The organism is Zymomonas mobilis subsp. pomaceae ATCC 29192 (assembly GCF_000218875.1).
Lineage (GTDB): Bacteria > Pseudomonadota > Alphaproteobacteria > Sphingomonadales > Sphingomonadaceae > Zymomonas > Zymomonas pomaceae.
The window spans coordinates 1442756-1467500 of record NC_015709.1; the positions used below are offsets into that span (position 1 = coordinate 1442756).

Consider the following 24745-nt stretch of genomic DNA (forward strand, 5'->3'; position numbering starts at 1 on the left):
TGCCAGAGCGGGCATAGCTCAGGGGTAGAGCACAACCTTGCCAAGGTTGGGGTCGAGGGTTCGAATCCCTTTGCCCGCTCCAGTTTTTATAGTAGAGTTAGCATAAAGCACCTTTGGGGTGCTTTTTTTGTGCCTAAATTAAAAGGCTTACTCTCATTAGATTAGTTTGAGACGCGATTATAATTTTAGAATTCGATATATTGCTTATCGTTTAAAGCGATTCTTATTCCCTTAAGAAAATACGTCTAAAATTTGTTAAAAATACTTTTTGATAAGATAAATTTTAATATTAATTTTTCTATTTTATAGGGTAATCTGCTTTCAAATTCGTATTTGAATAGGCGTTTTTGTCTTCTGAAAGCACCCTCATGACAAATCGTAATGATGATTTTACTGCGTATCATTATACACCAAGAGCGACTGATTATGTGCTCAGTTCCGTTCATAGTGAAGGTGCTGATCTTGATGAAGTTGAGCAAAGTATAAAAGGTAAAGGTTACCGTCGCGTATTAGATCTTGGATGTGGCGGTGGTCATGTGAGTTATCGTATTGCGCCCTATGTAGATCAGGTGGTTGCCTGTGATATAACAGCTTCCATGCTGAATGCTGTTGCATCGCAGGCTATTGAACGTAAATTACCCAATATTATGGTAAAGCAGGCTTCAGCTGAGAAGTTACCCTTTGATAGCGCCTTTTTTGATGCCATTGTATGCCGTTTTAGCGCGCATCACTGGGGTAATATGGAAGCCGGCCTCCGTGAGGCTAGACGCGTTTTGCATTTAGAAGGAATAGCCTTGTTTATAGACAGCGTTGCGCCTTCTTATCCGTTATACAATACCTATCTGCAAGCTATAGAATTACTGCGCGATGTTTCGCATGTTCGCAACTATACACTTCCTGAATGGATTGCTGCTTTATCCCGTGCTGGATTTTCAGTTCAGAAATTAACCCCTCGTCGTCTTAGAATGGTTTTTCAGGACTGGGTTAACCGAACGCATTGTTTACCCGAGCATCAATTAGCGATTCGATCGTTGCAACTAACCGCGGCAGAGGATGTTCAGCGTTATTTTGCTCTTGAAAAAGAAGGCAGTTTCTTGCTCGATACCCTTACAATAAGCGCGACTGCCGCTTAAACTATAAAATTTTTATGAAAATATTTTGCGCTTTTCATTTTTTTTCGATGAAATAGGTTGCGCTAAAAAGGGCTATATTTACTAGATAGACACTAGCGATTTCATGATTTTGAGCCTCTACGCTTCTCGTCTTTGGGAGGGGCTCTCGTCAGACTCTTGTTCCACCTGATTTTTCTCTGTCATATATGATTTGTCTTCTGATAGGGCTGATTACCTTATAGAGAGATACTCTAATTTCTCTATTCCTTGTAGAATAAGGCTTTTGGCTATGACTCCAGCATCTACTATCAAAGCTTATTAAAGAGTCATAGATTTAGTAAGAAATTGATAGAGCCGCGATCCAGGGGCGTTATTAAACAGCAATGGAGTAATTAACGCAAAATTGTTAGGGTAAAGTCAGAGATTAAACGCCATGTTTCTTCTTTATATTTCTCTGTAATCGGCTTCATCGATTTTACCTTATTCTCGATCTATTCTAATAAGATATTCATGCCTCGACATCTCTCCAAATTATCCCGTCATTCATTTTCTGATTGCCATGTGGCTATCCAATGGACAATCCTTCTTATCTGTTCAGTAATGTTTATTACTTTTTTAGAAATAATACATCTTTCAGCCGCTTTACTGCTGGGTGCTATGTGTGCTGCTATTCTCGTGGCTGTTATGGAAGGTTCTATCCGCGTCCCGCGTTGGCCATTTATGTTAGCGCAGGGTGTCGTCGGTAGTATGATCGCGCGGAGTATGCCGCTTCCAATCATAAAAGAGATGATGCAGGAATGGCCTCTGTTTATATCAGGCGTATTTTCCGTGATTGTTGCCAGTTCATTTTTGGGTTGGTTACTTGTTCGATGGCGTGTTGTTCCGGGCACAACAGCTCTATGGGGATCTTCTCCTGGGGCTGCCTTGACTATGACCCTTATGGCTGAAGCCTATGGTGCTGATGTTCGTTTGGTCGCTTTCATGCAGTATTTGCGGGTTGTTTGTGTTGCCGTTGTCGCTTCTTTTGTTGCTCAGATATGGATCGGCGGCAATCATGCTCCGCCCGCCATCGTTTGGTTTCCTTCTCTCCGAATATTGCCTTTTTTAGAAACATTGATGCTTATTGGTATAACGACACCGCTTGCCCGTATATTGCGTATTCCTGCTGGTGCTATTTTGCTTCCCTTGGGGCTTGGCGTTCTGCTTCAAGATACAGGATGGCTTTCAATCGAGTTACCCCCTTGGTTACTGGCTATAAGTTATGCCTTCGTGGGATGGAGTATCGGTTTACGTTTCTCACGCGCCATTGTGCTTTATGCAGCACGTTCCTTTCCACGCATTTTAGGTTCTATTTTGACTTTGATCCTCTTATGCGGGGGACTCGCCATGATTTTGGTGAAAATCGCGCATGTGGATCCTTTAACCGCCTATTTAGCCGCTAGTCCCGGTGGTGTCGATTCCATCGCCATTATTGCGGCCTCCAGTCCTGTTAACATGCCCTTTGTAATGGGGATGCAAACCGTACGCTTTATTGTGGTATTGCTTACGGCACCTACGATTGCAAAATTTCTAAGCCAAAGAAAGTAATCTTTTCAATCCTCTATAGGATAGAAAAGATTGGATAAATTGTTCAAAGCCGCATGCACTGAAATGAAACTATCTCGCCCCCAGACAGTATAATATAAATCATAAACAGCAGATTTATTCTGATCTGATGACATATCGGGAGTTTGGTTATGCCTACCCTGTTCGATCCCATCCGTCTTGGTGCAGTTACCGCTAAAAATAGAATTTTAATGGCTCCTCTCACGCGCGGCCGTGCTACGCGTGATCATGTGCCAACCGATATTATGATTAAATATTATGCCCAGCGTGCGAGTGCCGGTCTGATTATTTCAGAGGCAACAGGCATTAGCCAAGAAGGGTTAGGTTGGCCTTATGCGCCGGGCATATGGAATGAAGCGCAAACCCAAGCATGGATTCCTATCACTCAGGCCGTGCATGATGCGGGCGGTCTTATCTTTGTTCAATTATGGCATATGGGGCGCTTGGTGCCTTCTAGTGTCAGCGGTATGCAACCTGTTTCAGCCTCGGCAACCAAGGCACCGGATTTGGCGCATACCTATGAAGGTAAAAAACCTTTTGATGTTGCTCGGCCACTAGAAATTGCTGAAATTCCACGCTTGCTTGATGATTATGAGCGCGCAACACGTAATGCACTATCCGCTGGATTTGATGGGGTTCAAATTCACGCGGCTAATGGCTATTTAATTGATGAATTCTTACGAGATGGTACTAATCTTCGTAAGGATGCTTATGGGGGTACTCCAGAACATCGTATCCGTTTATTACGTGAAGTGACCGAGCGTGTTATTAGTGTTATCGGTGCGGACCGTACCTCGGTTCGGCTTTCTCCTAATGGTGAAATTCAAGGTGCCTCGGATAGCCATCCTGAAAATATTTTTTTACCAGCCGCACGGATGCTTTCTGATCTGGGGATTGCTTTTCTTGGATTGCGGGAAGGAACGCCTGAAGGTACCTTTGGAAGGACAGACCAGCCTAAGCTTTCCCCAAAAATTCGTGAAGTCTTCAATCCACCGCTTATTCTTAATCAAGATTACAATCTTGAAACTGCGCAGGAGGCTCTTGATTCCGGTGTAGCCGATGCGATCAGTTTTGGACGTCTCTTTATCTCTAATCCAGATCTTCCAAGGCGCTTTTTTGAAGGCTCACCGCTTATTAAAGACAATATTGCTACATGGTATACCCAAGGTGCCGAAGGCTATACCGACTATCCCCTTATCGGTAATGAAATACCCGCATAACCTTTAATCTTTGTATAATAGTATAGAAGGATAGTTAACGAATAGCATTTTGTTTTTTGCCTTCAGGATAAAAGGTCAAAAGAGAGTATAGAATGATGTTCGTTAACTATTTTTAGCAAGTCAAGCGGAGAATCTGAGATACCTACTTGTTTCCAAAGAACCTCTAGACGAAATTCTACCATATTTTTTTCATCAAGACGTTTTTCACTAAGAAAATCGACTTTATATCCTAAGGGTTTTACTATCTTTCCAAGCCGTATGAGCGAAAAATCAGATAAACTTGCCCTAAGTATAAGAATGGCCCGATGACGACGCGGCATTTCTACTTCAACCCATCGGAAAAGCCACAAGGTAACTACGCCTAAGATGGTTGCAACGATACCCAGTAGGAGTTGTCCACCTCCAAAGCAGAGGCCTATAACAGTCATTATCCATAGGGTCGCTGCTGTTGTAACACCGGTGATTAGATCACCTCGTTTAAGAATAGCGCCCCCTCCAATAAAACCTACGCCTGTAAGAATACCCAGGGGAAGCCGCATGATGTCCATATTTATAAAGGAACCCGCCGTCTTACCGGTAACAGAAAGCATCATATTAGCCTGAATCATGGCTACTGCTGCTGCGAGGCTAACCAACATTATTGTTCTTAAACCCGCGGCATGTCCTCTGCTTCCACGGTCGAAACCGATTACGATACCGCAAATCATGGCCAAAGCGAGCCGAAGGGCAATATCATACCAAGTAAGATATAAAGACATGGGGTATCCACGAATAAGACCGTTGGTAAGGTCGATTTATAATCTATAATAAAATGATAGCTTTGTATTGAGAATATGCGCCTTCGTCTTTTTTATAGGAAAATTTTTTTTGCTTTAGGGCTTGATAATCATTCTATTTTTAGATCGATAGAGTTGATGGCTTCCCCAACTGATTATCAAAAATATAGGTAAGGCAGCTCCAACCATACATAGACCGACCCAGCCTTTGGTATCATAGAAATAACTGGCAAGAGCAGATCCTAAAGACATACCGATAAAACCAGCCGTTATAAAAATGGCGGTGATACGAGAACGGGCCTGGGGCGCTAATTTATAAATAACGGTTTGATTGGTGACTTGTAGCCCTTGGGCGCCTACATCGACAAAGAATATGCCTATATAGACAGCAAAAAGACTATATTGTCCAAAACTCATAATACACCATGCGGCAAGTAATATTGCAGACAGTGAAATGGTCATAAGCTGGGCATAGCCCCGATCACATATTCTGCCCGCTAAATTAGCGGAAAGGGCACCAGCAGCGCCTATTAATCCAAATAATCCAATGGTTTCTGCTGAAAAATGGTAAGGTGCTGCACTTAATAAGAAGGTTAACCCTGTCCAAAGCATACTGAAGCTACCTAAGCCTAATAAACCATACCAAGCGCGTAAGCGTAATTCGGGCTCTTCTTTCAAGAGATCCACTAAAGATCCCAATAAAACTCTGTAAGGCATTGATTTTTGTGGTTCATCAGCCAGCATAGTCAATCGCAAAGCAACCATCAGAAAGGTAACTGTGATAGCGGCAAGAATATAAATCCAGCGCCAGCCTGCCCAAGCCGATAACACACCAGAAACTGTTCTAGCTAATAAGATTCCTAGTAACAATCCTGTCATCACTTGCCCAACAAGACGACCTCTTATGGCATCCGGTGCCCGTGCTGCGACATAAGGCACAACGACTTGCGCCGCGCTTGAGGTAATACCCATCATTAAACTAGCGAAGGCAAAAAGAAAAAATTGAGTACTAAAGGCCGCTATAAGCAGACTGACAATATTACAAGCCAGCATCATCGTAATCATTTTCTTTTGATCTAAGCTATCACCCAAAGGAACAATGAATAAAACGCCTAGAGCATAGCCTAATTGCGTACATGTAACGAGATAGCCTGCTTCGGTAATCGTGTGGTGAAAAGAGGCCGAAACTTCGGCTAGGAGTGGCTGAATATAATAAAGATTAGCGACCATAATGCCTGTTGTTGCCGAAAAAAGCATCATACGGGCTGGACTAAGCGCTAATGTCGTATCGGTCAAAAGCGGCCTCCTTAGAAGATTTCTCGACGATAAAAGGCATCCGATACCACATCAAGCGAATCTGGGTTTATGTCCTTTTTTAAAAATATGGCGGCTTGTTCCAAGGCTTTTTTTGCCTCGGGAATAGGCATCCCCATCCAATCATGCATCATATCTGGATATTCAAAAAAACTGATTTTACCCCCAACCTTTTCAATCCGTGTTTTTAAACGATGGGCATCTACATTCAAAATATCTCTTGTCCCCGAAAAAACAGCAATCGGAGGCAAGTTTTTCATATTTCCAAAAAGAGGGCTAATTCTAGGATCATTAAGCGGTAAACCATCAGCATAAACCTTTCCTATAGCTAGCATACCCTCGCGATTAAGAAGCGGGTCACGGCTTTCAATTTCATTTTGTCGTGGATCTGATAAAGATATATCTAACCATGGGGAGAATAGTACCAATTTGTCAGGCATAACTATACCTTCTTTCTTGAAGGATTGAGTTAAGGCCAGAGAAAGTCCCCCACCGGCAGAATCGCCTACAATACTGATTTTTTCATGGGGATAACGATTTAGCATCCATAGATAAGTCATTTTTATCATGTGATGCATGGCATACCAGCTGTGTTCAGGTACCAAGGGATAAACAGGAATAGTAACAGACGCGCCTGTTTTTTCGATCAAGAAACTGATAATACGCCAATGTAAGGATAATAAATCCCAAATATATCCGCCGCCGTGAATAAACAGTATATGGTTTTTGCAATTTTGGGTGCTCGATTTCAGTCGAGGCTTAGCTTCAAATACTGGATAGCCTGCTACTAAAAATTCCTGAAAATCGAACTGACACCGCCAATATAAATTAGGTCTTGCAGGTCCTCTTTTTTGTACTTCAGGTAAACTAAGGGTTATCCCACCTATGTCGTTACAGACATATTTGATGTCGATTAGATCAAAAAACCAATGAAGCAGCTTAGCAGAGGCACTGGCCACTGATATTTTCCTTTTATCTTAATCGTGAAAAGAGCTGTTTTCTCTGGTTTATTATTACAAAAGCCTTAAAATTTTTTTTGATGCCTATGATAAGCGGAAAGGCGAGTAATAAGCGGGACAGAAAGCAGTACAGCAAGCAAACGAACGGTTTGCATAGCCATGATAAAGGCAAGATCTACTCTATTTGGTGAGGATGCTGCAATAATGGCAATAGAATCAGAACCGCCGGGGCTGGTCGCCAGATAAGCTGTCAAAGGGTCGATATGGGTAAAGTGGACTAATATAGTAGCCAAAATACCACATAAAACAATCATCAAGATAATAGACGCGAAAACATAAATAAAAGAATGGGCTACATAGCTAACGACTGAACGTGAAAAACGCATTCCTATACTCCACCCTAGCATGGCATAACTAAAAGCCAATAATAAAGGGGGCAGTGTCAGATCAAGATAGCCTGTATTTTGTAAAATTATACCCAAAAACATAGGCAATAACAGCCGTCCATTAGGTATATGAAGCATATAGGAAAGGGGTACAGAAATAAGAATCAATGCCAAGGTTTTTCCAAAATTCAGCCACGGTATATCAGGAAACCAGATAATGGAGGGAAGAGGATGACCGCCATTACCAGAAGACATCCATATTTGTGATACAAAAGAGGCTGTAATAGCAACGCAAATAACCCGAAAATACTGCATAAAGGCTACAAGCCGAATATCAGCTCCATAGGCTTCAGAAAGTAGCGTCATAATGGTTGCAGCGCCGGGGGCGGCCCCCCATAAGGCGGTAGTTCCGGGAAAAACCTTCCAATGCGTAAGTAACCATCCCATAAGATTACTCACGAGGATAACCGAAAAGACACCACTAAAAAAAATGGGCCAGTCTTTCATAATCTCCCCTAAAATTTTGAAGGAGAGGTTATGGGCGACCATGCAGCCAATAACACCCTGTGCGAGAGAAAATGGTTTTTTTGATAAGTGAACGTGACCATTTAAAACAGAAAATAAAATAGCAGCGGTCATGGGGCCTAATAATAAGGCTGCGGGTATATGAAGGGTATTCCACAGTAACGTTAAAATAATAGAAGCCAGAATCAGCCCCGTCCACTGCCATTTGGTCGAAAAATCCGCCAATGACCAGCGGGAAGGGGAGTACAGAAACTTCACCATTGATATCTCAATATAATTTGGTCATCGTCATTACTGGAAGACAAATATCCGAAAAAGTCGGTTTAGGAGGTTTTAAAACCGGTTCTTGTTAGGAAAGTTTGGGTATCAGGTCAAAATATTGACAACAAAGTAAAAATCAGAGCACGAATCACAAAAAAAATTATAATAGAGGCGGTTCTATAGCGTATAATTTTAACAAAAGATAATGATACTTTGTGATTAATACCTAGCGATAATTGTTGATTATTCTAAAAGGAAATTTAATTATTTAAAGATACAAATTTAATTTTTTTTATAATTATATTTTTTATTAGGCTTATCTTTTTAGAAATAAGCTCGATAAAGCTTCTAATTCTAGTAAAAAATATAGGTTCTGGTTGTTTTAAATAAAACAACTCTCAAAAAACAAATTTTTTGGAAAATGGTGCGCCCGGAACGATTCGAACGTCCGGCCCTCAGATTCGTAGTCTGATGCTCTATCCAGCTGAGCTACGGGCGCATCCTGATCACTTCTTTAAAAAGTGACTATAAAATGAGACAGTTTTCAAAGACTTATAAGCCTTTCATTTTGTCTGTGGCGGCAGATTTAGAGAGAGTTTCAGATTAATGCAAGCATTATTTTATAGCTTCTTGCATTTTATTAATTTGCTCTTTTTTTTTATCAAAAGTCCTTTGATCGTGGTAAAACTAAGGGAAATTAGAACATGGGATTTAAATAATATCAGACTGTTAAAGAAGTCGAAAAATTTTACCTCTAATTTTTGGAACCCCAATTAATAATTGTGTAATTGCTGACCGAGTCTGGTTATCGTTTCTTTTTCAGCATTATCAAGTTCTTGTAGTCTGTCTGACACCTGATTCAGTTTTTGGGGATTGATCGGCGGTTTGTGCTGAATTAAGGCGGCACGGGCTTCTTCAAGGGTATTGATCGCACTTAAAAGAGGATCTCTTCCTGACGAGGCCAAACTCGTTAGATTCTGCTCTGCTATGATCCAATTTTCATTTTGTGACTTCGCGACAAGGCAACTGACGCTATCTTGTTTACAAAGGGATACTCTCAGCTTTTCAATCTGCCCCCTAAGCTTTTGTGCTTGTTTTTCAAAATCTTGATGAGCCGTTTCTGCGGTTGTCAAAATTTTTTCCACACGATTATCAAAATTGGCATCAGGCGGTAAAATAGCCGTAGGCAGCGGCTTATTTTCGATAATCCGTGTTGGTAATGCCTCATGCTCTATGGGGCGAGAATTAAGTGAGGGAAAACGCTTATCCGGCGTACAGCCGGATAAAACGACAGATAGACCCCAACAGCTTCCCCATAAGAGTAAAGGGGAAAGCAAAAAAAGACGTTTTTTACCGCTATTTTGGTTTTTTAACGGACCTATGTTAACCATTCAGAAGCTTTGCAGCATGAACCGCGTGATAGGTTAAAACGCCCGCTGCTCCAGCACGTTTAAAGCAGATAAGCGTTTCCAAAACCGCGCGATCTTTATCCAACATACCCGCTGCAAAAGCAGCTTCCAACATGGCGTATTCACCAGATACCTGATAGGCAAAAACGGGCAATTTGAAGGTATCCTTCACCCGCCATAAAATATCAAGATAAGGCAAACCCGGTTTTACCATGACACTATCTGCGCCTTCGGCAATATCCATAGCGACTTCACGCAAAGCTTCTTCGCTATTGGCAGGATCCATCTGATAGGTTTTTTTATCAGCCTTGAATACACCTGCCGAACCTACTGCATCTCGGAAAGGATTATAAAAGACGCTCGCATATTTTGCTGCGTAAGACATAATTTGAACATTCCGGTGCCCTTCGCTTTCTAACATTTCACGAATAGCACTGACACGACCATCCATCATATCGGAAGGCGCAATAATATCTGCACCAGCTTCGGCCTGAACACGAGCCTGCTTAATGAGAAGATCTTTGGTTTCATCGTTCAGAACATAGCCTTGCTCATCAACAATGCCATCATGTCCATGACTGGTATAAGGATCTAAGGCTACATCAGTTAATAAACCAATTTCGGGTACGGCATCCTTAATAGCGCGAATAGCCTGACACATCAGATTATCAGAGTTCCAAGCCTCTTTTCCATCTTCACTGCGCTTTGACATATCCGTATTCGGGAACAAAGCGAGGCAGGGAATACCTAAACTATAGGCTAGTTTTGCCTGTTCAACGATCAGATCAACAGACCAACGAAAGACCCCCGGCATGGAGTGGACAGGTTCTTGAACCCCCATACCACTCGTCACAAATAACGGCCAGATGAAATCCGCTGGCGTTAAAACATTCTCAGAGTGAAGATTACGGCTCCACGCTGAAGCACGGACACGACGCAAACGGGTCGCCGGATAGCTAGTAGAGATCAAAGACATGAATCTTTTATTAAAACAGCAAACCTGTAATGACTAGAGATATTATGTAAAATTTAGATTTTTCTGTAAAAATCCCCTGCCATTTTGAATAAAAGACAGGGGATTTGTTGCTATAAAGCTATCTTTACATAAGACGTGCTAAAGCAGCTTCTAGTTTTTCTATTTCTGTTGCAAAATTTTCGAGCCGATCGCGATTTTCAGCTACAACTTCTGGCTTGGCACGTGCAACAAAGTTAGGATTAGATAACCGTTTTTCAGTCGCTATCTTTTCCTTATTCGCTGTCTCAATTGCCTTTTTTAGACGGCCCCGTTCGGCATCCAAATCGATTACGCCTTCCAAGGGAAGCACAAAAGTCGCTTCATCTACTACAATTTGGGCGGCGGCGCCTTTCGGTGCTATCTCATCATGAATGGCGTCTATGCGCCCCAAACGCTGTAATAAAGGCGCAAAATGTTCTAAATTAGCCGCTGTTTTCTCAGGCACGCCATGGCTATGCAACGGAATTTTCATAGAAGGCGGCACATTTAATTCGGAACGGGTCGCGCGAATGGCTGTAATTAAACGAATAAGCCAGTCAATTTTATTTTGTGCGCTCTCGTCAACCGTCCAGTTTTGATAATCTGGCCATGAGGCAACAATCAATTCATGATCGCGTTCGCCCATGGCATGCCATAACTCTTCTGTAATAAAGGGCATGATCGGATGAAGCATAATCAGAATCTGATCAATTACCCAGCTAAGAACTGAAATAGTTTCCTGCCATTGAGTCTGATCCTGATCTTCTTTTTGCATCAGAATCGGTTTGATCAGTTCCAGATACCAATCACAAAAATCATTCCAAACAAAGTGATAAAGCGTGTTGGCCAGCTCATCATAACGCATGTCTGTAATGCTGTGATCCAGCGCTTTGGCTGTGCGGGCTGTTTCGGCAATAATCCAGTTGTTAACCGTTAAAGTCGCTTGCGGTGGCTGTTGATTCCTATTGACCGTGCAGTTGTTATTTTGAGCAAAGCGAACCGCATTCCATAGTTTTGTAGCGAAATTACGATAGCCTTCCACTCGTTTTTCGTCGAGTTTAATATCGCGTCCCTGACTTTCCATCGCGCAGAGCGTGAAACGCAAGGCATCGGCGCCGTATTTATCAATCAAACCCAAAGGATCGACTGTATTACCCTTGGATTTTGACATCTTCGAGCCATCAGCTGCCCTGACCAAGCCATGAAGATAGAGTTTAGGGAAGGGCACATCCTTCATAAAATGGATTCCCTGCATAATCATGCGGGCATCCCAGAAGAACAAAATGTCAAAGCCAGAAATCAAGACATCATTGGGATAACGTCCAGAGGCTCTTGGATCTTTTTCTGGCCATCCCAAGGTAGCAAAAGGCCATAAAGCGGATGAAAACCAAGTATCCAATACATCGGGATCACGTCGTAAGGGAGCGTTCTGCCCTGCTTTTGCTTGGGCGCTCTCTTCATTTTCGGCAACGATGACGTCGCCTTTTTCCGTGTACCAGACCGGAATTTGATGTCCCCACCATAACTGGCGGGAAATACACCAAGGTTGAATATTTTCGAGCCAATTATAATAGGTCTTTGTCCAGCTTTCAGGAATTATTTTGATTTTACCTGAACGAACGGCTTCCAAGGCAGGCTGGGCTAATTTTTCGGCGTCGACATACCATTGATCTGTTAACCAAGGTTCAATCGGTACACCTGAACGATCCCCATAAGGCGCTTGAATAACACGATCTTCAATTTTTTCTAAAAGTCCTAATTCTTCGATTTTTTCAACGATAACTTTACGCGCTTCAAAGCGATCTAATCCGATGAAGGCATCGGGCACATCTTGCCTTGCCGTCTGAACAACACGGGCTTCGGCATTGAGCATGTTCAGCATGTCGGTGGGTTTAATTCCGGCGCGCTTTCCTACTTCAAAATCGTTAAAATCATGTCCGGGTGTAATTTTGACTGCACCTGACCCTAATTCTGGATCGGCATGGGTATCTGCAATAATGGGAATTAAACGATTGGTAATAGGAAGTCGGATATTTTTACCAATAAGTGCTTTATAGCGTTCGTCATCGGGGTTAACGGCAACAGCCATATCCGCCAGCATGGTCTCGGGACGCGTAGTGGCTACTATAATATAGCGTGAACCATCCTCTAACGGATAACGGAAATGCCAGAAATGGCCTTGGACTTCTCGCGTTTCCACTTCGAGATCCGAAATCGCCGTGCCTAAGTGAGGGTCCCAGTTAACAAGCCGCTTATCACGATAGATTAAACCCTCATCATAGAGGGAAACAAAAACCTTGGAGACGGCGGCAGAAAAACCTTCATCCATCGTGAAACGTTCATGTGCCCAGTCACAAGAGGCCCCTAAACGCCGTAACTGCCGCGTGATAGTGCCACCTGATTCAGCCTTCCATTGCCATACTTTTTCAATGAAAGCCTCTCGGCTCATATCTGTTCTTTTGATGCCTTCTTTTGCTAGATTGCGTTCTACGACCATTTGGGTCGCTATGCCGGCATGATCGGTGCCGACTACCCATAAGGCATCTTTCCCTTTTAATCGGGCATGTCGAACCAGAATATCTTGCAAAGTATCATCAAGGGCATGGCCGATATGAAGCGATCCCGTGACATTGGGAGGTGGAATTACAATTGTAAAAGGTTCAGCATCGGAGCGTTCCGGGTGGAATAAGCCTTTTTCTTCCCAATGGGCATACCAACGGGATTCAATAGCGGCAGGATCAAACGTCTTATCTATGGTCATGATGCGCTTTTCTATCGCCTCCTTTCGCGTGATGCCAGCCGCAATCTTGCTTTTAAGATAGATTAGAGATGCTTTTTATGAAGGATTATTCAGATTGAAGGCGTATAGCCTTTTTGAAAGAACGCCGATTGCCTGATATCAGGATAAAGATGATGATAAAAAAGAACCAAGAAGACGATGTCGTCTCACCCACAATTTTGCTTATTATATCCGAGCTTCTCAGCTTCTTTTTACTTTTTAGCTCTATTATCCTCATCTGCTCGGTTGCATCTCATGCGGCGACCCCAATTCCGGTTTATGGCTATAAAATAGTGCATAGCTATCCTCATGATACTAAGGCTTTTACCGAAGGTTTATTTTATCGAAACGGCTTTCTTTATGAAAGCACGGGTCTCAATGGTCATTCCTCTATCCGTAAAGTCAATTTAGAAAGCGGCAAGGTTGTCCAGCAAGTGGCCATTGAACATCGTTATTTTGGTGAAGGTATCAGCGACTGGAAAGACAAGCTCGTTAGCCTCACTTGGCAATCTCATTTAGGTTTTGTTTGGGATTTAAAAAGCCTTCATCGACAGCATAGCTTTGATTATGATGGAGAAGGTTGGGGTCTGACACACAATGATAAATATCTCATTATGAGTGATGGCTCGCCTATTATCCGTTTTTTAGATCCCAATAGTTTGACCCCTATCCGTACTATTACTGTCACGGTTAATGGTGAAGAATTGCCCGAACTGAACGAACTGGAATGGGTGAACGGGGAAATATTGGCAAATGTTTGGCAAACTGACCGAATTGTGCGGATTGATCCCGATACGGGCAAGGTGGTGGGTATTATTGACCTTACGGGCCTTTTAAGTCAGGCTGGCCCGATTTCACCCCCCGTAGATGTGCTCAATGGTATTGCTTGGGATAGTGTAGGTAACCGACTTTTTGTTACCGGCAAATTGTGGCCTAAAATTTTTGAAATAACCCTGGAACATCCGACGAAAACCCATAGATAAAATATACTGGAATTAAATGGGTAATTCATGAAACCTGAATGATAGCTTCTTATCGCTGGCTATCATTCAGAATAGGTGAATCTGATATATTAAGATTGAAATTTTAAGGTCGCTTTTTCAGTTGATATTCTAGAGATGTTGCCCAGTGATACGAGCAATTTCACGCGAAACCATGGCTTCAACAATAGGCGGCAAATTAGTATCCAGCCATTCTTTCAGCATAGGACGCAACATTTCTTTTACCAAAGCTTCTAACGTTAAATCCTGATGAGAAGATTGGCTGATCATCATAGATGAAAGATTTTTCAACGCCTGACGGCTAGCCTGTTCTGCTTTTTCAGACATCAGTGATTCCTGTTGAACTTGGGATGTATTCTCTGGAATATGGCCATTCAAAGCAGTATTGTTATCAATATTGGCACGGCGCTCATTATCCATGTTATGATCCTTCGATACGCTTTTGCGGACAGGTTCCGTTAATTCTAATACGCTATTATCTGTAGTCGGTTGCGTAGGATGCTTACAGGATTCTTCCTGCCTATCTGTATCTGATAAAGTCGTGCCACTGTTCTGACGATTACCATCCGCTATGATGCGTTTGATAGAGGCAAGGATATCTTCCATCGAAGGTTCTGGGCGCATATCGATCATGCTTATATTGTGCCTGTTTTGATTTTCTTTGTCACGATCCGTTTTTGTAATTTCGGATGACTGAATATGAACTGTGATATTTTAGCCGGAAATAATAATATATTGAAACTAAAAAATAGAATAATCTTTTCTATATAAGAAAGTGATTTTTCTCCGTTTCTGATCAGGTTTTTAATAAAGTTAATCTCTATTATACGATAGAGAATAAATTATTGCCTTGTTTTAAGCATTTTGGGCTTAGGGGTTTTGGGCTATCCGAGAAATTTTTGAAATATTAATATCTTTTTTAAATTTCTAATATGTTTTTAGAATTTATTTTTGAGCGAAATTTGTTTTTTTCTTTTTACAAAGAGTCTGTTGTGCGGTTTTATCAGGCTTCCTACATTCTTATGAAAGAATAGGAGATTATATGGACATCCACTCTTCCGGTCATCGAAGCCCCCACGCCGCCGATTCGAGTCTATCCTCGGCAGCTTCTCCTAAGACAGAAGATCTTTTTTCCCGCGAACAGGCAACTCTTCTACGCTTTTTGGCAAGGCGTAATCGGTTGTTAGCAACGTGGGCTGCAGAGATGATGCATCTGACGCCAGAGGAGGCTGACCCTTATACCAAGGGATTTGTTGGTGCTGGATTTGAAGAAATGGACGAGGAAAGCATTATTTCTCGTTTATTGGGCGATATACTGTCGGCTAATGTGGATGTCGAAGAGAGTCAAATTCGCGCGATGCTGGATCGTAAATCGATTGAAGCTAAACGGCAGTTATTAGGAGCAGTATAAGCCATATGGCTATGAATATACAGGAAATCGAGCAGTTTATTTTAACCGCTATTCCAGATGCTAAGATCGAAATTACTGATCTTAAAGGTGATGGAGAACATTATAGCGCCGAAGTTATTTCGGCTTCTTTTAAAGGTCTTTCTCGACTGGCGCAGCATCGGCTTGTTTACGATGCTTTTGGTGGCCGTATGGGAGAAGAGCTTCACGCTTTAAAGTTAATGACTAGGGTCGCTAAAGTTAATGACTAGGGTCGCTGAATAAGCCGTTTGATTATCTATAAGGAAGAGGAAGGAATTTTTTATGACTAATGCCGTTATGGAACAGATTAAGGACGTTCTCGCTAAAAGTCCGGTCGTCCTTTTTATGAAGGGGACGCCTTTATTTCCACAATGTGGTTTTTCTAATCAGGTTGTTGCTATCCTTAATGATATGGGCATCGAATATGATGCTGTGGATGTTTTGCAGGATCCCGAAATCCGTCAGGCTGTTAAGGTTTATTCTGACTGGCCAACTTTTCCCCAGCTTTATGTAAAAGGCGAACTTGTCGGCGGCTGTGACATTGTAATGGAAATGTATGAAAGCGGCGAATTGGCGGATCTTTTCAAAAAAGAAAATATTGCCCAAAAATAAGTAAGGAAGTTAAGCGATAAAGCTATTTCAGACTGAAAGCACAGGGACTTGTTCATTTTATGATAGCCAAAATAGCTAAAAAATTGTTCTGGCCCTGTGCTGTCATTGTGTTGCTAGCTTTTGCTTTTCTTTTTATGAAGCCTATGGCGAGCCATTTTTTTATGGCTCGTCAGATGCCTAATATCGCTACTATAACCCGTAGTAGTTTGCAGTCTGTACGTGAAGAAAATAGACTAACTATTTTCATAGCACGATATGTTGCTGTTTCCACGGCTAGCGAGCAACGTTTTGGTTTTTCAGCCAAAAAAACACTGATTATGCCGGGAACGGTGCGTTATGAAGTTAATATGGCTGAGATAACACCTCAGGATCTTAGATGGGATAATGACCGCCATCTTCTGACTGTTTATTTACCCCCGGTTGAAATTGCACAACCAGAAGTTGATATGACGGCTATCCGTGAATATGACTCCGGTGGAGTCTTAATGGCGCTAACGGATGCTGAACGACAGCTTGATTCAGCGAACCGAAATGCTGCTATAGCGGATTTATCACGGCAGGCTCGTAATAGTCTGTCAATGCGGCTCGCAGGAGACGCTGCATGTCGTGCTGTGGAACGGGCTTTTTTAATGCCTCTTAAGGCAGCTGGCATCACGGCGAATGTCGAGGCCCGCTTTCGCAATTAAGGAGAGTATCGGGGATGAGTGCGCCGTTAAATAATCTATCTCAAGCGGATTTAATTACAGAAATCAAGCGCCTGAAAAAAGAGCGTAATGCGGTTATACTTGCGCATTATTACCAGACGCCTGAAATTCAGGATATTGCCGATTTTATTGGTGATAGCCTTGATCTTTCTCGTAAAGCGGCTGCTACAGATGCCGATGTAATTGTTTTCTGTGGTGTGCGTTTTATGGCCGAAGTTGCCAAAATTCTCTCGCCTGAAAAGACAGTGCTGGTGCCTGATATGGAGGCAGGTTGTTCTTTAGAAGATAGTTGTCCGCCTGAAGAATTGGCGGCTTTTCGTAAAGCGCATCCTGATCATATTGCGCTTACCTATATTAATTGTTCGGCTGAGGTTAAGGCGCTTTCGGATGTCATCGTTACCTCTTCTTCTGCCGAAAAAATTCTGTCTCAAATTCCAAAAGAGCAACCTATTATTTTTGCGCCTGATCGCAATTTAGGAGCTTGGCTTAACCGGAAAACAGGGCGGGATATGCTGCTTTGGCCGGGTTCTTGCATTGTTCACGAGAATTTTTCAGAAACAGAACTTTTAAAGTTGAAACAGCACTATCCTGATGCGCCCATAGCCGCCCATCCAGAATGTCCAGCCGCTATTTTAGATCATGCTGATGTTGTAGGTTCGACGCGTGCTATTTTAGAATTTGCTTTAAGTTCAGATTCTGAAACCATTATTGTAGCCACAGAACCCCATATTATTCATCAGATGGAAAAAGCGGCCCCCAATAAAAAATTCATTGGTGCGCCTGGGATGGATGGTAACTGTAACTGTAATATGTGTCCCTATATGGCGTTAAACACGATGGAAAAGCTCTATCTTGCGTTAAAGAATATGGCACCTGTTGTTACTTTGGATGAAAAAATACGGCTGGCTGCTAAAAAACCTCTCGATAAAATGCTTGAAATGGCGTCTTCGACCGTCGGAGCTGGTGACCTCGGTGCTATGGTGCCTGCAAAATGATCATTTCTAGCAAGGTCATAGATTAATGCAGGATATGAAATCGCACCCTCCACGTGTTGCCCCTCATCGTTTTACGGCTTGGCAGAATGATAAAAACGCACCACGGCCTTTTTGGGCAAAAGATATTATCTTACCAAAAGATTCTGTGCTTGATCTTGAAGGCTTTGATGCCAGTGCTTTTATCCGCTCAACCTTGGCTGAAGATTTAGGTCAGGATGGGGACATTACTGCCGCGTCGGTTATTCCTGTTGATGCTAGATTTCTGGGAGTAATGTCTAGCCGCGAAGACATCGTTGCCGCCGGATTACCCTTGGCCGCTGCTTTTTTTAAGGCGCTTGATCCTGAATCTGAAATAGAACTGCTGGTAAAAGAAGGCGATTTTGTTTCGGCGAGTGAAAATCTCATTAATCTTAAAGGCAAGGCACGAGCCCTTTTGAGCAGTGAACGTTCAGCTCTCAATCTATGTCAGCATCTTTCCGGCGTCGCTACTCTAACCAGACGCTATGTTGAAGCGATTGAAGGTACAGGTGTTACGCTTCTTGATACACGGAAGACTATTCCGGGATTAAGATTGCTCGAAAAATATGCAACGCGTATGGGCGGGGCCCAAAATCATCGCATGGGGCTTGATGATGGCGCTATGATTAAAGACAATCATATTGCTGTCGCCGGCAGTGTTGCCACGGCTGTTCATCGTGCTGTTGATGCCGGCATTAAGCATATTATCGTCGAAATTGATCATTTGGATCAGATTAAGCCCGCACTTGATGAAGGCGCTACGCATCTTCTGCTAGATAATATGAATCCCGCTACTTTGCGTAAGGCAGTGGCATTAGTCGATGGCCAAGTGCCAACAGAAGCTTCGGGCGGTATTCGTCTAGATAATATTCGTGCAGCAGCTGAAACAGGGGTTACGTATATTTCAGTAGGACGCCTGACGCAGTCTGCTCCAGCAGTCGATATTGGGCTTGATTTTACGTTATCCGCCCTTTTCTAAATAAGGGGGAAAACTGTTTTTCCATTTTCAGGATATTTTAAGTGATACTTTAAATCGGCATGCTTTGCTGGTTCTCTTAAAGTATCACTTAAAATTCTGCTACAAAGAAGATTGTAGGAAAAATCAGTGAAAAAGAACTATGGTGTTTTTGATAAGAGTATTTTCATAGGGGCTTTCTTAAGTGGCAGTCTAGCGGGTACCGTTTTTGCTCAGACGTCAATATCTTTACCGCGTCCTCATATTGAAACACCGAATGATCAAACACCTCGGCGACTTACTCCGATAACGGGCTATACTTTAGCACTTGGATGGTCTCCTGAATATTGTCGTGGGAAAACAACACGGGCTGCCGATGCTTATCAATGCGGTAGCGGGCATTTTTTTGGCATAACCTTGCATGGTTTGTGGCCAGAAGGACGACAAGGCGTATATCCGCAATATTGTAGAGAGACGACCCTATTGCCCAGTACAATTATCAACAAGATGGCTGAAATCACTCCATCAGCTCAGATTTTGCAGCATGAATGGGCTAAACATGGCAGTTGCATGACGACTAAACCAGAAGAATATTTTGCTCGAGCATCTGCTATGTTTCGAAGTTTACATTGGCCTGATATGAATAAGCTTGCCAGTGATCCCGATTTGACAGCGGGTCAGTTCAGTGCTGCCTTTGCTGCAGTTAATCATGATATAGATCCCAAAGCCGTTAAGGTAATAACCGCTCGCCGTAATTGGCTCAGCGAAATTTGGATTTGCTATGATCTTGATTTTAAGTCAAAGATTTGTGACCGTGATCCAACCGCGCTTCCTCCTGAAGCCAAGATAAAATTAAAGCCGGGATTTCAGTTGCGGCCTACCTATTAACAGGAGAAGTCACATTATAAAATTTTTGTACTGCAGAAGCGGTCATCTGATCCGTTCAAAGAATATAATTTGATGGTTTTTCTATCTTGTTCCCTTCCTAAAGAAATAATGAAAAAGTCTGTTTCTACATTATGGTCTGATAATAAGCGGATTGCTACCATTGAAGAAACAGAATCTACTAACAGTGATTTACTTGCCTTGGCAAAACAGGGGCTAGCTGAAGGTTTATGGTTGCAAGCTAATCGGCAGAGTAGGGGGCGGGGCCGTCAGGGACGAACATGGCAGTTACCAGAAGGCAATCTTGCTATCAGTACGCTTGTTCGATTGAGGGAAAGTGATCCTTCACCATCAACCCTTGCTTTTGTCGCAGCATTAGCCTTGGATCAGGCTGCTTCTGATTTTGTGAGAAGTGACTGGCTTTCCTTAAAATGGCCGAATGATTTAATGTTAAAAGGCGCTAAATGTGCGGGTATTCTTCTTGAGGGCTATCAAAAAACGATGATTGTTGGCTTTGGCGTCAATTTATTACATGCGCCTGAAAATCTTGATCGCCCTACCTCTGCTTTAGTGGATTTTACCGAAAAGCCATTGGAAAGACTAGATTTTTCTGAAAAATTAGCCAATGCTTTTTGTAATTGGCTTTGTGTTTGGCGTAATCAGGGACTTACCTCTATTTATGATAACTGGTTGAAAAGAGCGCATAATCTGAATACGCCCCTTACAGTGCATCAAGAAAATGGCAAAAACGTTACAGGTTATTTTGCCGGTCTTGATCTGACAGGGGCATTAAAGTTACGTTTAGAAGATAATCGGATAGTTCTTTTTCACAGTGGGGATGTTTTCTTAGCAAAATCTTAAGGATGGTGCTTTCTTTTTTTCAAGGATTAACGGAATGTTGCTTGCTATTGATGCTGGCAATACAAATATTGTTTTTGCACTGGTTGATGGCCGGGAAATCCGTGCGCGTTGGCGTATTGCTACAGAGGGACGTCGTACAGCAGATGAATATGCTGTTTGGCTTGTGCAGCTAATGGCTATTGGCGGGTTTACGCGTGAAGAAGTCGATAGTGTTGTTATCTGTACGGTTGTGCCACGGGCGCTCCATAATCTGGAAGTGCTGTCGGCTAAATATTTTGGTGTAAAGGCACTTATTGTAGGGCGTACTCCGTTAGAATGGGGCATTAAAATTGATGTCATCAGCCCTGAAACTGTAGGCGCTGATCGGTTGGTAAATGCAATTGGGGCGCATCATCTTCATAGTGGTCACAAAATTGCGATTGATTTTGGAACCGCTGCCACTTTTGATTGGATTGATGATAAAGGGACTTATCGCGGGGGCATTATTGCACCGGGTATTAATTTATCTTTAGACTCTTTGGTTGCTACGGCGGCGCGTCTACCACGCATTGCCATTGAGATTCCCGATAATAATCAGGTGATCGGGCGTAGTACTGAAGAGAGTATGCATAGCGGTATTTACTGGGGCTATATCGCTATGATGGAAGGTTTAACCTCGCGTATGAAGCGGGAAATAGATCAACCAGTTACGGTTATGGCAACAGGGGGACTCGCCTCTCTTTTTGCGGTTCATACGGATGTTTTCGACGTTATCGAACCAGATTTAACGATTCAAGGCATGGCGCTGCTGTATGAGCGCGCGGCTTTACCGAAATTTACTGCTCAGGCCGGTGGGTTTGAAGCAGATTTCCTCCCCCTATAAACGGGGATTTTTACTACTCTGTTATAATGAAAGCGAATGATAGTCTGTGAAAAGACCAGGTAAAGAACTACTCTTTCTGGCCCTTGGTGGGTCAGGCGAAATCGGGATGAATGCCAATCTTTATGGTTGTGATGGCAAATGGATAATGGTGGATCTTGGAATCACCTTTGGTGACGCTAATTATCCTGGCATTGATATTATTTTACCCGACATCGAGTTTATTGAAGATCGGGCCAAAGATCTATTGGGCATTGTTATCACGCATGGCCATGAAGATCATATCGGGGCCATTCCCTATCTTGCAGCCGATTTAGGGGTTCCAATCTATGCAACGCCTTTTACGGCAGGCCTTATTCGTAGCAAACTACAGGAAGAACGCATTGCGGATAAAGTAAAATTGCATGTCATAGAGAATGACGGCCATTTTAAATTAGGTTCTTTTTCTATCAATTATGTCCCGCTTGCGCATTCTATTCCAGAAGGGAATGCCGTTCTGATTGAAACGCCCTATGGGCGTGTCTTTCATACAGGCGATTGGAAGCTTGATGATGATCCATTGGTAGGAAACACCACCAATGCAAAAATGCTGAAGAAAATCGGCGATAAAGGTGTGTTAGCGCTGGTTTGCGATTCTACCAATGTCTTTAACGAAAAGACTTCTGGTTCTGAGGGGGATGTCCGCGAGGGGCTTAACGAAGTTATCCGTAAGGCGACTGGGCGCGTCTTGGTGACTACTTTTGCATCTAATGCGGCACGGATTCAAACTTTGGGACAGGTTGCAAAAGATGTCGGTCGTAAGTTAGTTATAGCAGGACGTTCAATTGAAAAAATCATGCAGATTGCCCAGAAAACAGGCTATTTGCATGATTTTCCTAAGACAATTTCCTATGATGAGGCGATGCGTCTTCCTCCCAATCAGGTTATGATTGTCGCCACCGGTGGGCAAGGTGAATCCCGGGCAGCTTTGTCTCGTATTGCTTTCGATAGTCATCATCTAAAATTAACGGCAGGCGATAGCGTCATATTCTCTTCACGTCAGATCCCGGGTAATGAAATTGCTGTGGGAAAGATTCAAAATGCCTTAGCGGCTAAAGGCATCCGCATGGTGACCGATCGTCAGGCCACTATCCACGTCTCTGGTCATCCCGGGCGGCCTGATTTGCAGGCTATGTATCGTTGGATAAGACCTGAAATGTTAATTCCAGTGCATGGTGAACTGCGTCACATGGCTGAACAAGCTCGGCTGGGTCTCGCAACAGGCATCCCACGCAGCATTGTGCAAGGTAATGGCGACTTAATTCGCCTATCTCCTAAAGGGCCTGCTTTCCTTAGTCATGAAAATACGGGGCGCTTGTTGCTGGATGGGGATGTCATTTTATCTTCCAACGGGCCAACTATGGGGGAACGTCGGAAATTGGCTATCAATGGCCTAATTTCTGTAGGTCTTGCGCTTGATAAACATAATCATGTGAAAGGCCGCCCTACAATCAGTTTACATGGAGTACCAATTGAAGCGGATCGCATTGATTTCATCGAAGATGCTTCAAAGGCGGCTATAAAAGCCGCTAATGAAGCGCATAAAAGTGAAGAGCGTCTGCGGGAAGCTGTGCGTTTAGCTGTGCGGCGGCGTGCGCACCATTGGACGGGTAAGAAACCGATTGTAGACGTCGTAGCCGTGCGCGTGTGATATAGAAGATAAATGAATCTATGGTTCGATAGCACCAACACTCATTTGTCATCGAATTTCAAGATAAAATCCTGCTGGAAAAATCTGAAAGGATTATCCAGCAGGATTATTCCCCTATTTGCAATGATATTTTTTCTTCATAATTTTTATGATCATTTTGCATTCTAATAAATAACCTTATGTATTATAAAATTATAATTGTGGCGTATGTAAATATATTGAGTCGGCTATTTTGTTATCGAAGCAAAATTTACGCACGCAAAACTAGATAGAACGTCTTATTGAATGCAATAGGAAACAAAAATTATGGATAATCCTGTAGAAAGTTTTTTTTTACATGTCTTTAGGGGCGAAATAACAGAATCATTAAAATACGTTCATGAAAATTGTGTTTTTGAAGCGCCAGGCCCAAATAATGTACCCATATATGGCGTGTTCAATGGCCATAGTGGTGTAAGGAATTTTTTAGCTATTCTATCTCAATTATTTGAAACAGAAAATTTTAAATGCATAAAATCGGCTGAAGTCGATAATTACATATTCTCTCATGGATATATGCAGCACAGAGTCAAAAAAACTAATAAAATTTTCAAATCTGAATGGGTTCTTGTTTGCCAAACAGAAAATGGCCTTATTAAATCCTACAAAATGTTTGAAGATACAGCAGCACTACAAGCTGCATATGTATAAATATTTCTGATATAAACGTTGGGAGAGGATAGTCAGCGGGTATCGATTGCTTCCATAACTTTATGTCTGAAAAACTCTGCCAACACTGATCAAGCTTTCTCTACTATAATTTATATCTCCAAATTTATGATAGTTGGGGTGCACGATCGGAAATAACCTTCTGGTTCGCTAAAGCCCTTCTATGTTTTTAAGATAAAGACTGGGCATCATTGTCAATCATTTCTGGATAGCAAGCGGGTCATGTAGAGGGATAGCCAAAGAGGAAGCTATTTTTGATTGGGAGGGATTTTTAGATAAGAGAGGTAGGGGTGTGTTTTTTCTAGAAAAAAGTTGTTAGAAAACAGGTAGTTATAAGAAATTTAGTAAAAAGTGAATTTTTTACTTGCAAGGGTTGTGTGAAATGCATAGAAGGCCCTCACACCGACGGGGCGCACCGCTAAGGGGCGCTTTTAGAGGGGAAAAAAGCTTCAAGGATTTGAGAGAATTCAAGCTTCTTGGTTGACTAGGGTTAGTCAAGGGGTTAAGAAGGTTTTTCGCTATTTGACATTGTTAGAAGAAATGAAGGGACATGTGGACGGCGGGGTCTACGGTTTTACAGACTTTAGGGTATGTTTTACGTAGGCACAATAAGTCGTTCATATGTCAAAATTGTAGAGATTGTATTAAAGCAATATCTGCAGTTTGTGCAAGGAACGCCTTAGTCAAA

Annotated in this window: 23 protein-coding genes and 2 tRNA genes; 16 read left to right on the forward strand and 9 right to left on the reverse strand. The window is 42.5% G+C overall.

Annotation, left to right across the window (positions count from 1 at the left end):
• The first annotated feature begins 7 nt into the window (after positions 1–7).
• From ZYMOP_RS06335 to ZYMOP_RS06350, 4 genes are all read left to right on the forward strand, one after another.
• Positions 8–82, forward strand: a tRNA-Gly gene (locus ZYMOP_RS06335).
• A 286-nt stretch (positions 83–368) separates the two neighbouring features.
• Entirely contained in the window at positions 369–1133 is a 765-nt protein-coding gene (locus ZYMOP_RS06340; RefSeq protein ID WP_013934521.1) for a class I SAM-dependent methyltransferase, read from the forward strand.
• A 489-nt stretch (positions 1134–1622) separates the two neighbouring features.
• Positions 1623–2699 (forward strand): AbrB family transcriptional regulator, encoded by a 1077-nt coding sequence (locus tag ZYMOP_RS06345; RefSeq protein WP_013934522.1) that lies wholly within the window; start codon positions 1623–1625, stop codon positions 2697–2699.
• Between the two features lie 149 nt (positions 2700–2848).
• The gene (locus ZYMOP_RS06350; RefSeq protein ID WP_013934523.1) at positions 2849–3937 is read left to right on the forward strand and encodes an alkene reductase; all 1089 of its coding nucleotides are present in this window, start codon (positions 2849–2851) and stop codon (positions 3935–3937) included.
• A 62-nt stretch (positions 3938–3999) separates the two neighbouring features.
• On the opposite strand, the gene ZYMOP_RS06355 is transcribed toward ZYMOP_RS06350, so the two are convergent.
• The 8 genes from ZYMOP_RS06355 to ZYMOP_RS06390 all read right to left on the reverse strand — a co-directional run bounded on the left by ZYMOP_RS06355 (position 4000) and on the right by ZYMOP_RS06390 (position 13322).
• Positions 4000–4695: an MgtC/SapB family protein gene (locus ZYMOP_RS06355; protein ID WP_013934524.1), complete on the reverse strand. Its 696-nt coding sequence runs from the start codon at positions 4693–4695 to the stop codon at positions 4000–4002.
• A 114-nt stretch (positions 4696–4809) separates the two neighbouring features.
• Positions 4810–6009 carry an MFS transporter gene (locus ZYMOP_RS06360; protein ID WP_013934525.1) on the reverse strand — a complete coding sequence of 400 codons (1200 nt, stop codon included), beginning with the start codon at positions 6007–6009 and terminating at the stop codon, positions 4810–4812.
• An 11-nt stretch (positions 6010–6020) separates the two neighbouring features.
• The gene (locus tag ZYMOP_RS06365) at positions 6021–6986 is read right to left on the reverse strand and encodes an alpha/beta hydrolase fold domain-containing protein (protein WP_013934526.1); all 966 of its coding nucleotides are present in this window, start codon (positions 6984–6986) and stop codon (positions 6021–6023) included.
• Between the two features lie 65 nt (positions 6987–7051).
• The gene (locus ZYMOP_RS06370; RefSeq protein ID WP_013934527.1) at positions 7052–8158 is read right to left on the reverse strand and encodes an AbrB family transcriptional regulator; all 1107 of its coding nucleotides are present in this window, start codon (positions 8156–8158) and stop codon (positions 7052–7054) included.
• A 422-nt stretch (positions 8159–8580) separates the two neighbouring features.
• A tRNA-Arg gene (locus ZYMOP_RS06375) sits at positions 8581–8657 on the reverse strand.
• A gap of 274 nt (positions 8658–8931) precedes the next feature.
• On the reverse strand, positions 8932–9549 hold the full coding sequence (locus ZYMOP_RS06380; protein WP_013934528.1) for a hypothetical protein: 618 nt from the start codon (positions 9547–9549) through the stop codon (positions 8932–8934).
• Positions 9542–10543 carry a porphobilinogen synthase gene (hemB, locus tag ZYMOP_RS06385; protein ID WP_013934529.1) on the reverse strand — a complete coding sequence of 334 codons (1002 nt, stop codon included), beginning with the start codon at positions 10541–10543 and terminating at the stop codon, positions 9542–9544. Before hemB ends, ZYMOP_RS06380 begins: the two co-directional genes overlap by 8 nt.
• 124 nt (positions 10544–10667) lie before the next feature.
• Positions 10668–13322, reverse strand: coding sequence for a valine--tRNA ligase (locus ZYMOP_RS06390; RefSeq protein ID WP_013934530.1), 2655 nt, complete (start codon positions 13320–13322; stop codon positions 10668–10670).
• A 149-nt stretch (positions 13323–13471) separates the two neighbouring features.
• Here ZYMOP_RS06390 and ZYMOP_RS06395 point away from each other — a divergent pair, with 149 nt between their 5' ends.
• Positions 13472–14323 (forward strand): glutaminyl-peptide cyclotransferase, encoded by an 852-nt coding sequence (locus ZYMOP_RS06395; RefSeq protein ID WP_013934531.1) that lies wholly within the window; start codon positions 13472–13474, stop codon positions 14321–14323.
• 129 nt (positions 14324–14452) lie between these two features.
• Here ZYMOP_RS06395 and ZYMOP_RS06400 read toward each other — a convergent pair whose 3' ends face one another.
• A complete protein-coding gene (locus ZYMOP_RS06400; protein ID WP_013934532.1) occupies positions 14453–14974 on the reverse strand; it encodes a DUF2497 domain-containing protein in 522 nt (173 codons plus the stop codon).
• Between the two features lie 409 nt (positions 14975–15383).
• Here ZYMOP_RS06400 and ZYMOP_RS06405 point away from each other — a divergent pair, with 409 nt between their 5' ends.
• The 11 genes from ZYMOP_RS06405 (at position 15384) to ZYMOP_RS06455 (ending at position 24039) form a co-directional block, all read left to right on the forward strand.
• Entirely contained in the window at positions 15384–15752 is a 369-nt protein-coding gene (locus ZYMOP_RS06405) for a DUF1476 domain-containing protein (RefSeq protein WP_013934533.1), read from the forward strand.
• A 5-nt stretch (positions 15753–15757) separates the two neighbouring features.
• The gene (locus ZYMOP_RS06410) at positions 15758–16000 is read left to right on the forward strand and encodes a BolA/IbaG family iron-sulfur metabolism protein (protein ID WP_013934534.1); all 243 of its coding nucleotides are present in this window, start codon (positions 15758–15760) and stop codon (positions 15998–16000) included.
• Between the two features lie 52 nt (positions 16001–16052).
• Positions 16053–16382, forward strand: a complete 330-nt coding sequence (grxD, locus tag ZYMOP_RS06415) for a Grx4 family monothiol glutaredoxin (protein WP_013934535.1) — start codon at positions 16053–16055, stop codon at positions 16380–16382.
• Positions 16383–16441: 59 nt separating this feature from the next.
• Positions 16442–17068 carry a DUF4230 domain-containing protein gene (locus ZYMOP_RS06420; protein ID WP_013934536.1) on the forward strand — a complete coding sequence of 209 codons (627 nt, stop codon included), beginning with the start codon at positions 16442–16444 and terminating at the stop codon, positions 17066–17068.
• Positions 17069–17082: 14 nt separating this feature from the next.
• Positions 17083–18081, forward strand: a complete 999-nt coding sequence (gene nadA / locus ZYMOP_RS06425) for a quinolinate synthase NadA (RefSeq protein ID WP_013934537.1) — start codon at positions 17083–17085, stop codon at positions 18079–18081.
• Positions 18082–18106: 25 nt separating this feature from the next.
• Positions 18107–19078, forward strand: coding sequence for a carboxylating nicotinate-nucleotide diphosphorylase (gene nadC, locus ZYMOP_RS06430; protein WP_013934538.1), 972 nt, complete (start codon positions 18107–18109; stop codon positions 19076–19078).
• Between the two features lie 126 nt (positions 19079–19204).
• On the forward strand, positions 19205–19942 hold the full coding sequence (locus ZYMOP_RS06435; protein ID WP_013934539.1) for a ribonuclease T2 family protein: 738 nt from the start codon (positions 19205–19207) through the stop codon (positions 19940–19942).
• Positions 19943–20050: 108 nt separating this feature from the next.
• A complete protein-coding gene (locus tag ZYMOP_RS06440; RefSeq protein ID WP_252507409.1) occupies positions 20051–20800 on the forward strand; it encodes a biotin--[acetyl-CoA-carboxylase] ligase in 750 nt (249 codons plus the stop codon).
• 34 nt (positions 20801–20834) lie between these two features.
• The gene (locus ZYMOP_RS06445; RefSeq protein ID WP_013934541.1) at positions 20835–21662 is read left to right on the forward strand and encodes a type III pantothenate kinase; all 828 of its coding nucleotides are present in this window, start codon (positions 20835–20837) and stop codon (positions 21660–21662) included.
• Between the two features lie 46 nt (positions 21663–21708).
• The gene (locus ZYMOP_RS06450; RefSeq protein WP_013934542.1) at positions 21709–23349 is read left to right on the forward strand and encodes a ribonuclease J; all 1641 of its coding nucleotides are present in this window, start codon (positions 21709–21711) and stop codon (positions 23347–23349) included.
• Between the two features lie 306 nt (positions 23350–23655).
• Positions 23656–24039, forward strand: a complete 384-nt coding sequence (locus tag ZYMOP_RS06455; protein ID WP_013934543.1) for a nuclear transport factor 2 family protein — start codon at positions 23656–23658, stop codon at positions 24037–24039.
• Positions 24040–24745 lie beyond the last annotated feature (706 nt).

What these genes read in the sequence shown, in the direction of transcription:
- ZYMOP_RS06340 (WP_013934521.1), top strand. Translation starts at nt 369, where the DNA reads ATGACAAATCGTAATGATGATTTTACTGCGTATCATTATACACCAAGA.
- ZYMOP_RS06345 (WP_013934522.1), top strand. Translation starts at nt 1,623, where the DNA reads ATGCCTCGACATCTCTCCAAATTATCCCGTCATTCATTTTCTGATTGC.
- ZYMOP_RS06350 (WP_013934523.1), top strand. Translation starts at nt 2,849, where the DNA reads ATGCCTACCCTGTTCGATCCCATCCGTCTTGGTGCAGTTACCGCTAAA.
- ZYMOP_RS06355 (WP_013934524.1), bottom strand. Translation starts at nt 4,695, where the DNA reads ATGTCTTTATATCTTACTTGGTATGATATTGCCCTTCGGCTCGCTTTG.
- ZYMOP_RS06370 (WP_013934527.1), bottom strand. Translation starts at nt 8,158, where the DNA reads ATGGTGAAGTTTCTGTACTCCCCTTCCCGCTGGTCATTGGCGGATTTT.
- ZYMOP_RS06380 (WP_013934528.1), bottom strand. Translation starts at nt 9,549, where the DNA reads ATGGTTAACATAGGTCCGTTAAAAAACCAAAATAGCGGTAAAAAACGT.
- hemB (WP_013934529.1), bottom strand. Translation starts at nt 10,543, where the DNA reads ATGTCTTTGATCTCTACTAGCTATCCGGCGACCCGTTTGCGTCGTGTC.
- ZYMOP_RS06390 (WP_013934530.1), bottom strand. Translation starts at nt 13,322, where the DNA reads ATGACCATAGATAAGACGTTTGATCCTGCCGCTATTGAATCCCGTTGG.
- ZYMOP_RS06395 (WP_013934531.1), top strand. Translation starts at nt 13,472, where the DNA reads ATGATGATAAAAAAGAACCAAGAAGACGATGTCGTCTCACCCACAATT.
- ZYMOP_RS06400 (WP_013934532.1), bottom strand. Translation starts at nt 14,974, where the DNA reads ATGATCGATATGCGCCCAGAACCTTCGATGGAAGATATCCTTGCCTCT.
- ZYMOP_RS06405 (WP_013934533.1), top strand. Translation starts at nt 15,384, where the DNA reads ATGGACATCCACTCTTCCGGTCATCGAAGCCCCCACGCCGCCGATTCG.
- ZYMOP_RS06410 (WP_013934534.1), top strand. Translation starts at nt 15,758, where the DNA reads ATGGCTATGAATATACAGGAAATCGAGCAGTTTATTTTAACCGCTATT.
- grxD (WP_013934535.1), top strand. Translation starts at nt 16,053, where the DNA reads ATGACTAATGCCGTTATGGAACAGATTAAGGACGTTCTCGCTAAAAGT.
- ZYMOP_RS06420 (WP_013934536.1), top strand. Translation starts at nt 16,442, where the DNA reads ATGATAGCCAAAATAGCTAAAAAATTGTTCTGGCCCTGTGCTGTCATT.
- nadA (WP_013934537.1), top strand. Translation starts at nt 17,083, where the DNA reads ATGAGTGCGCCGTTAAATAATCTATCTCAAGCGGATTTAATTACAGAA.
- nadC (WP_013934538.1), top strand. Translation starts at nt 18,107, where the DNA reads ATGCAGGATATGAAATCGCACCCTCCACGTGTTGCCCCTCATCGTTTT.
- ZYMOP_RS06440 (WP_252507409.1), top strand. Translation starts at nt 20,051, where the DNA reads ATGAAAAAGTCTGTTTCTACATTATGGTCTGATAATAAGCGGATTGCT.
- ZYMOP_RS06445 (WP_013934541.1), top strand. Translation starts at nt 20,835, where the DNA reads ATGTTGCTTGCTATTGATGCTGGCAATACAAATATTGTTTTTGCACTG.
- ZYMOP_RS06455 (WP_013934543.1), top strand. Translation starts at nt 23,656, where the DNA reads ATGGATAATCCTGTAGAAAGTTTTTTTTTACATGTCTTTAGGGGCGAA.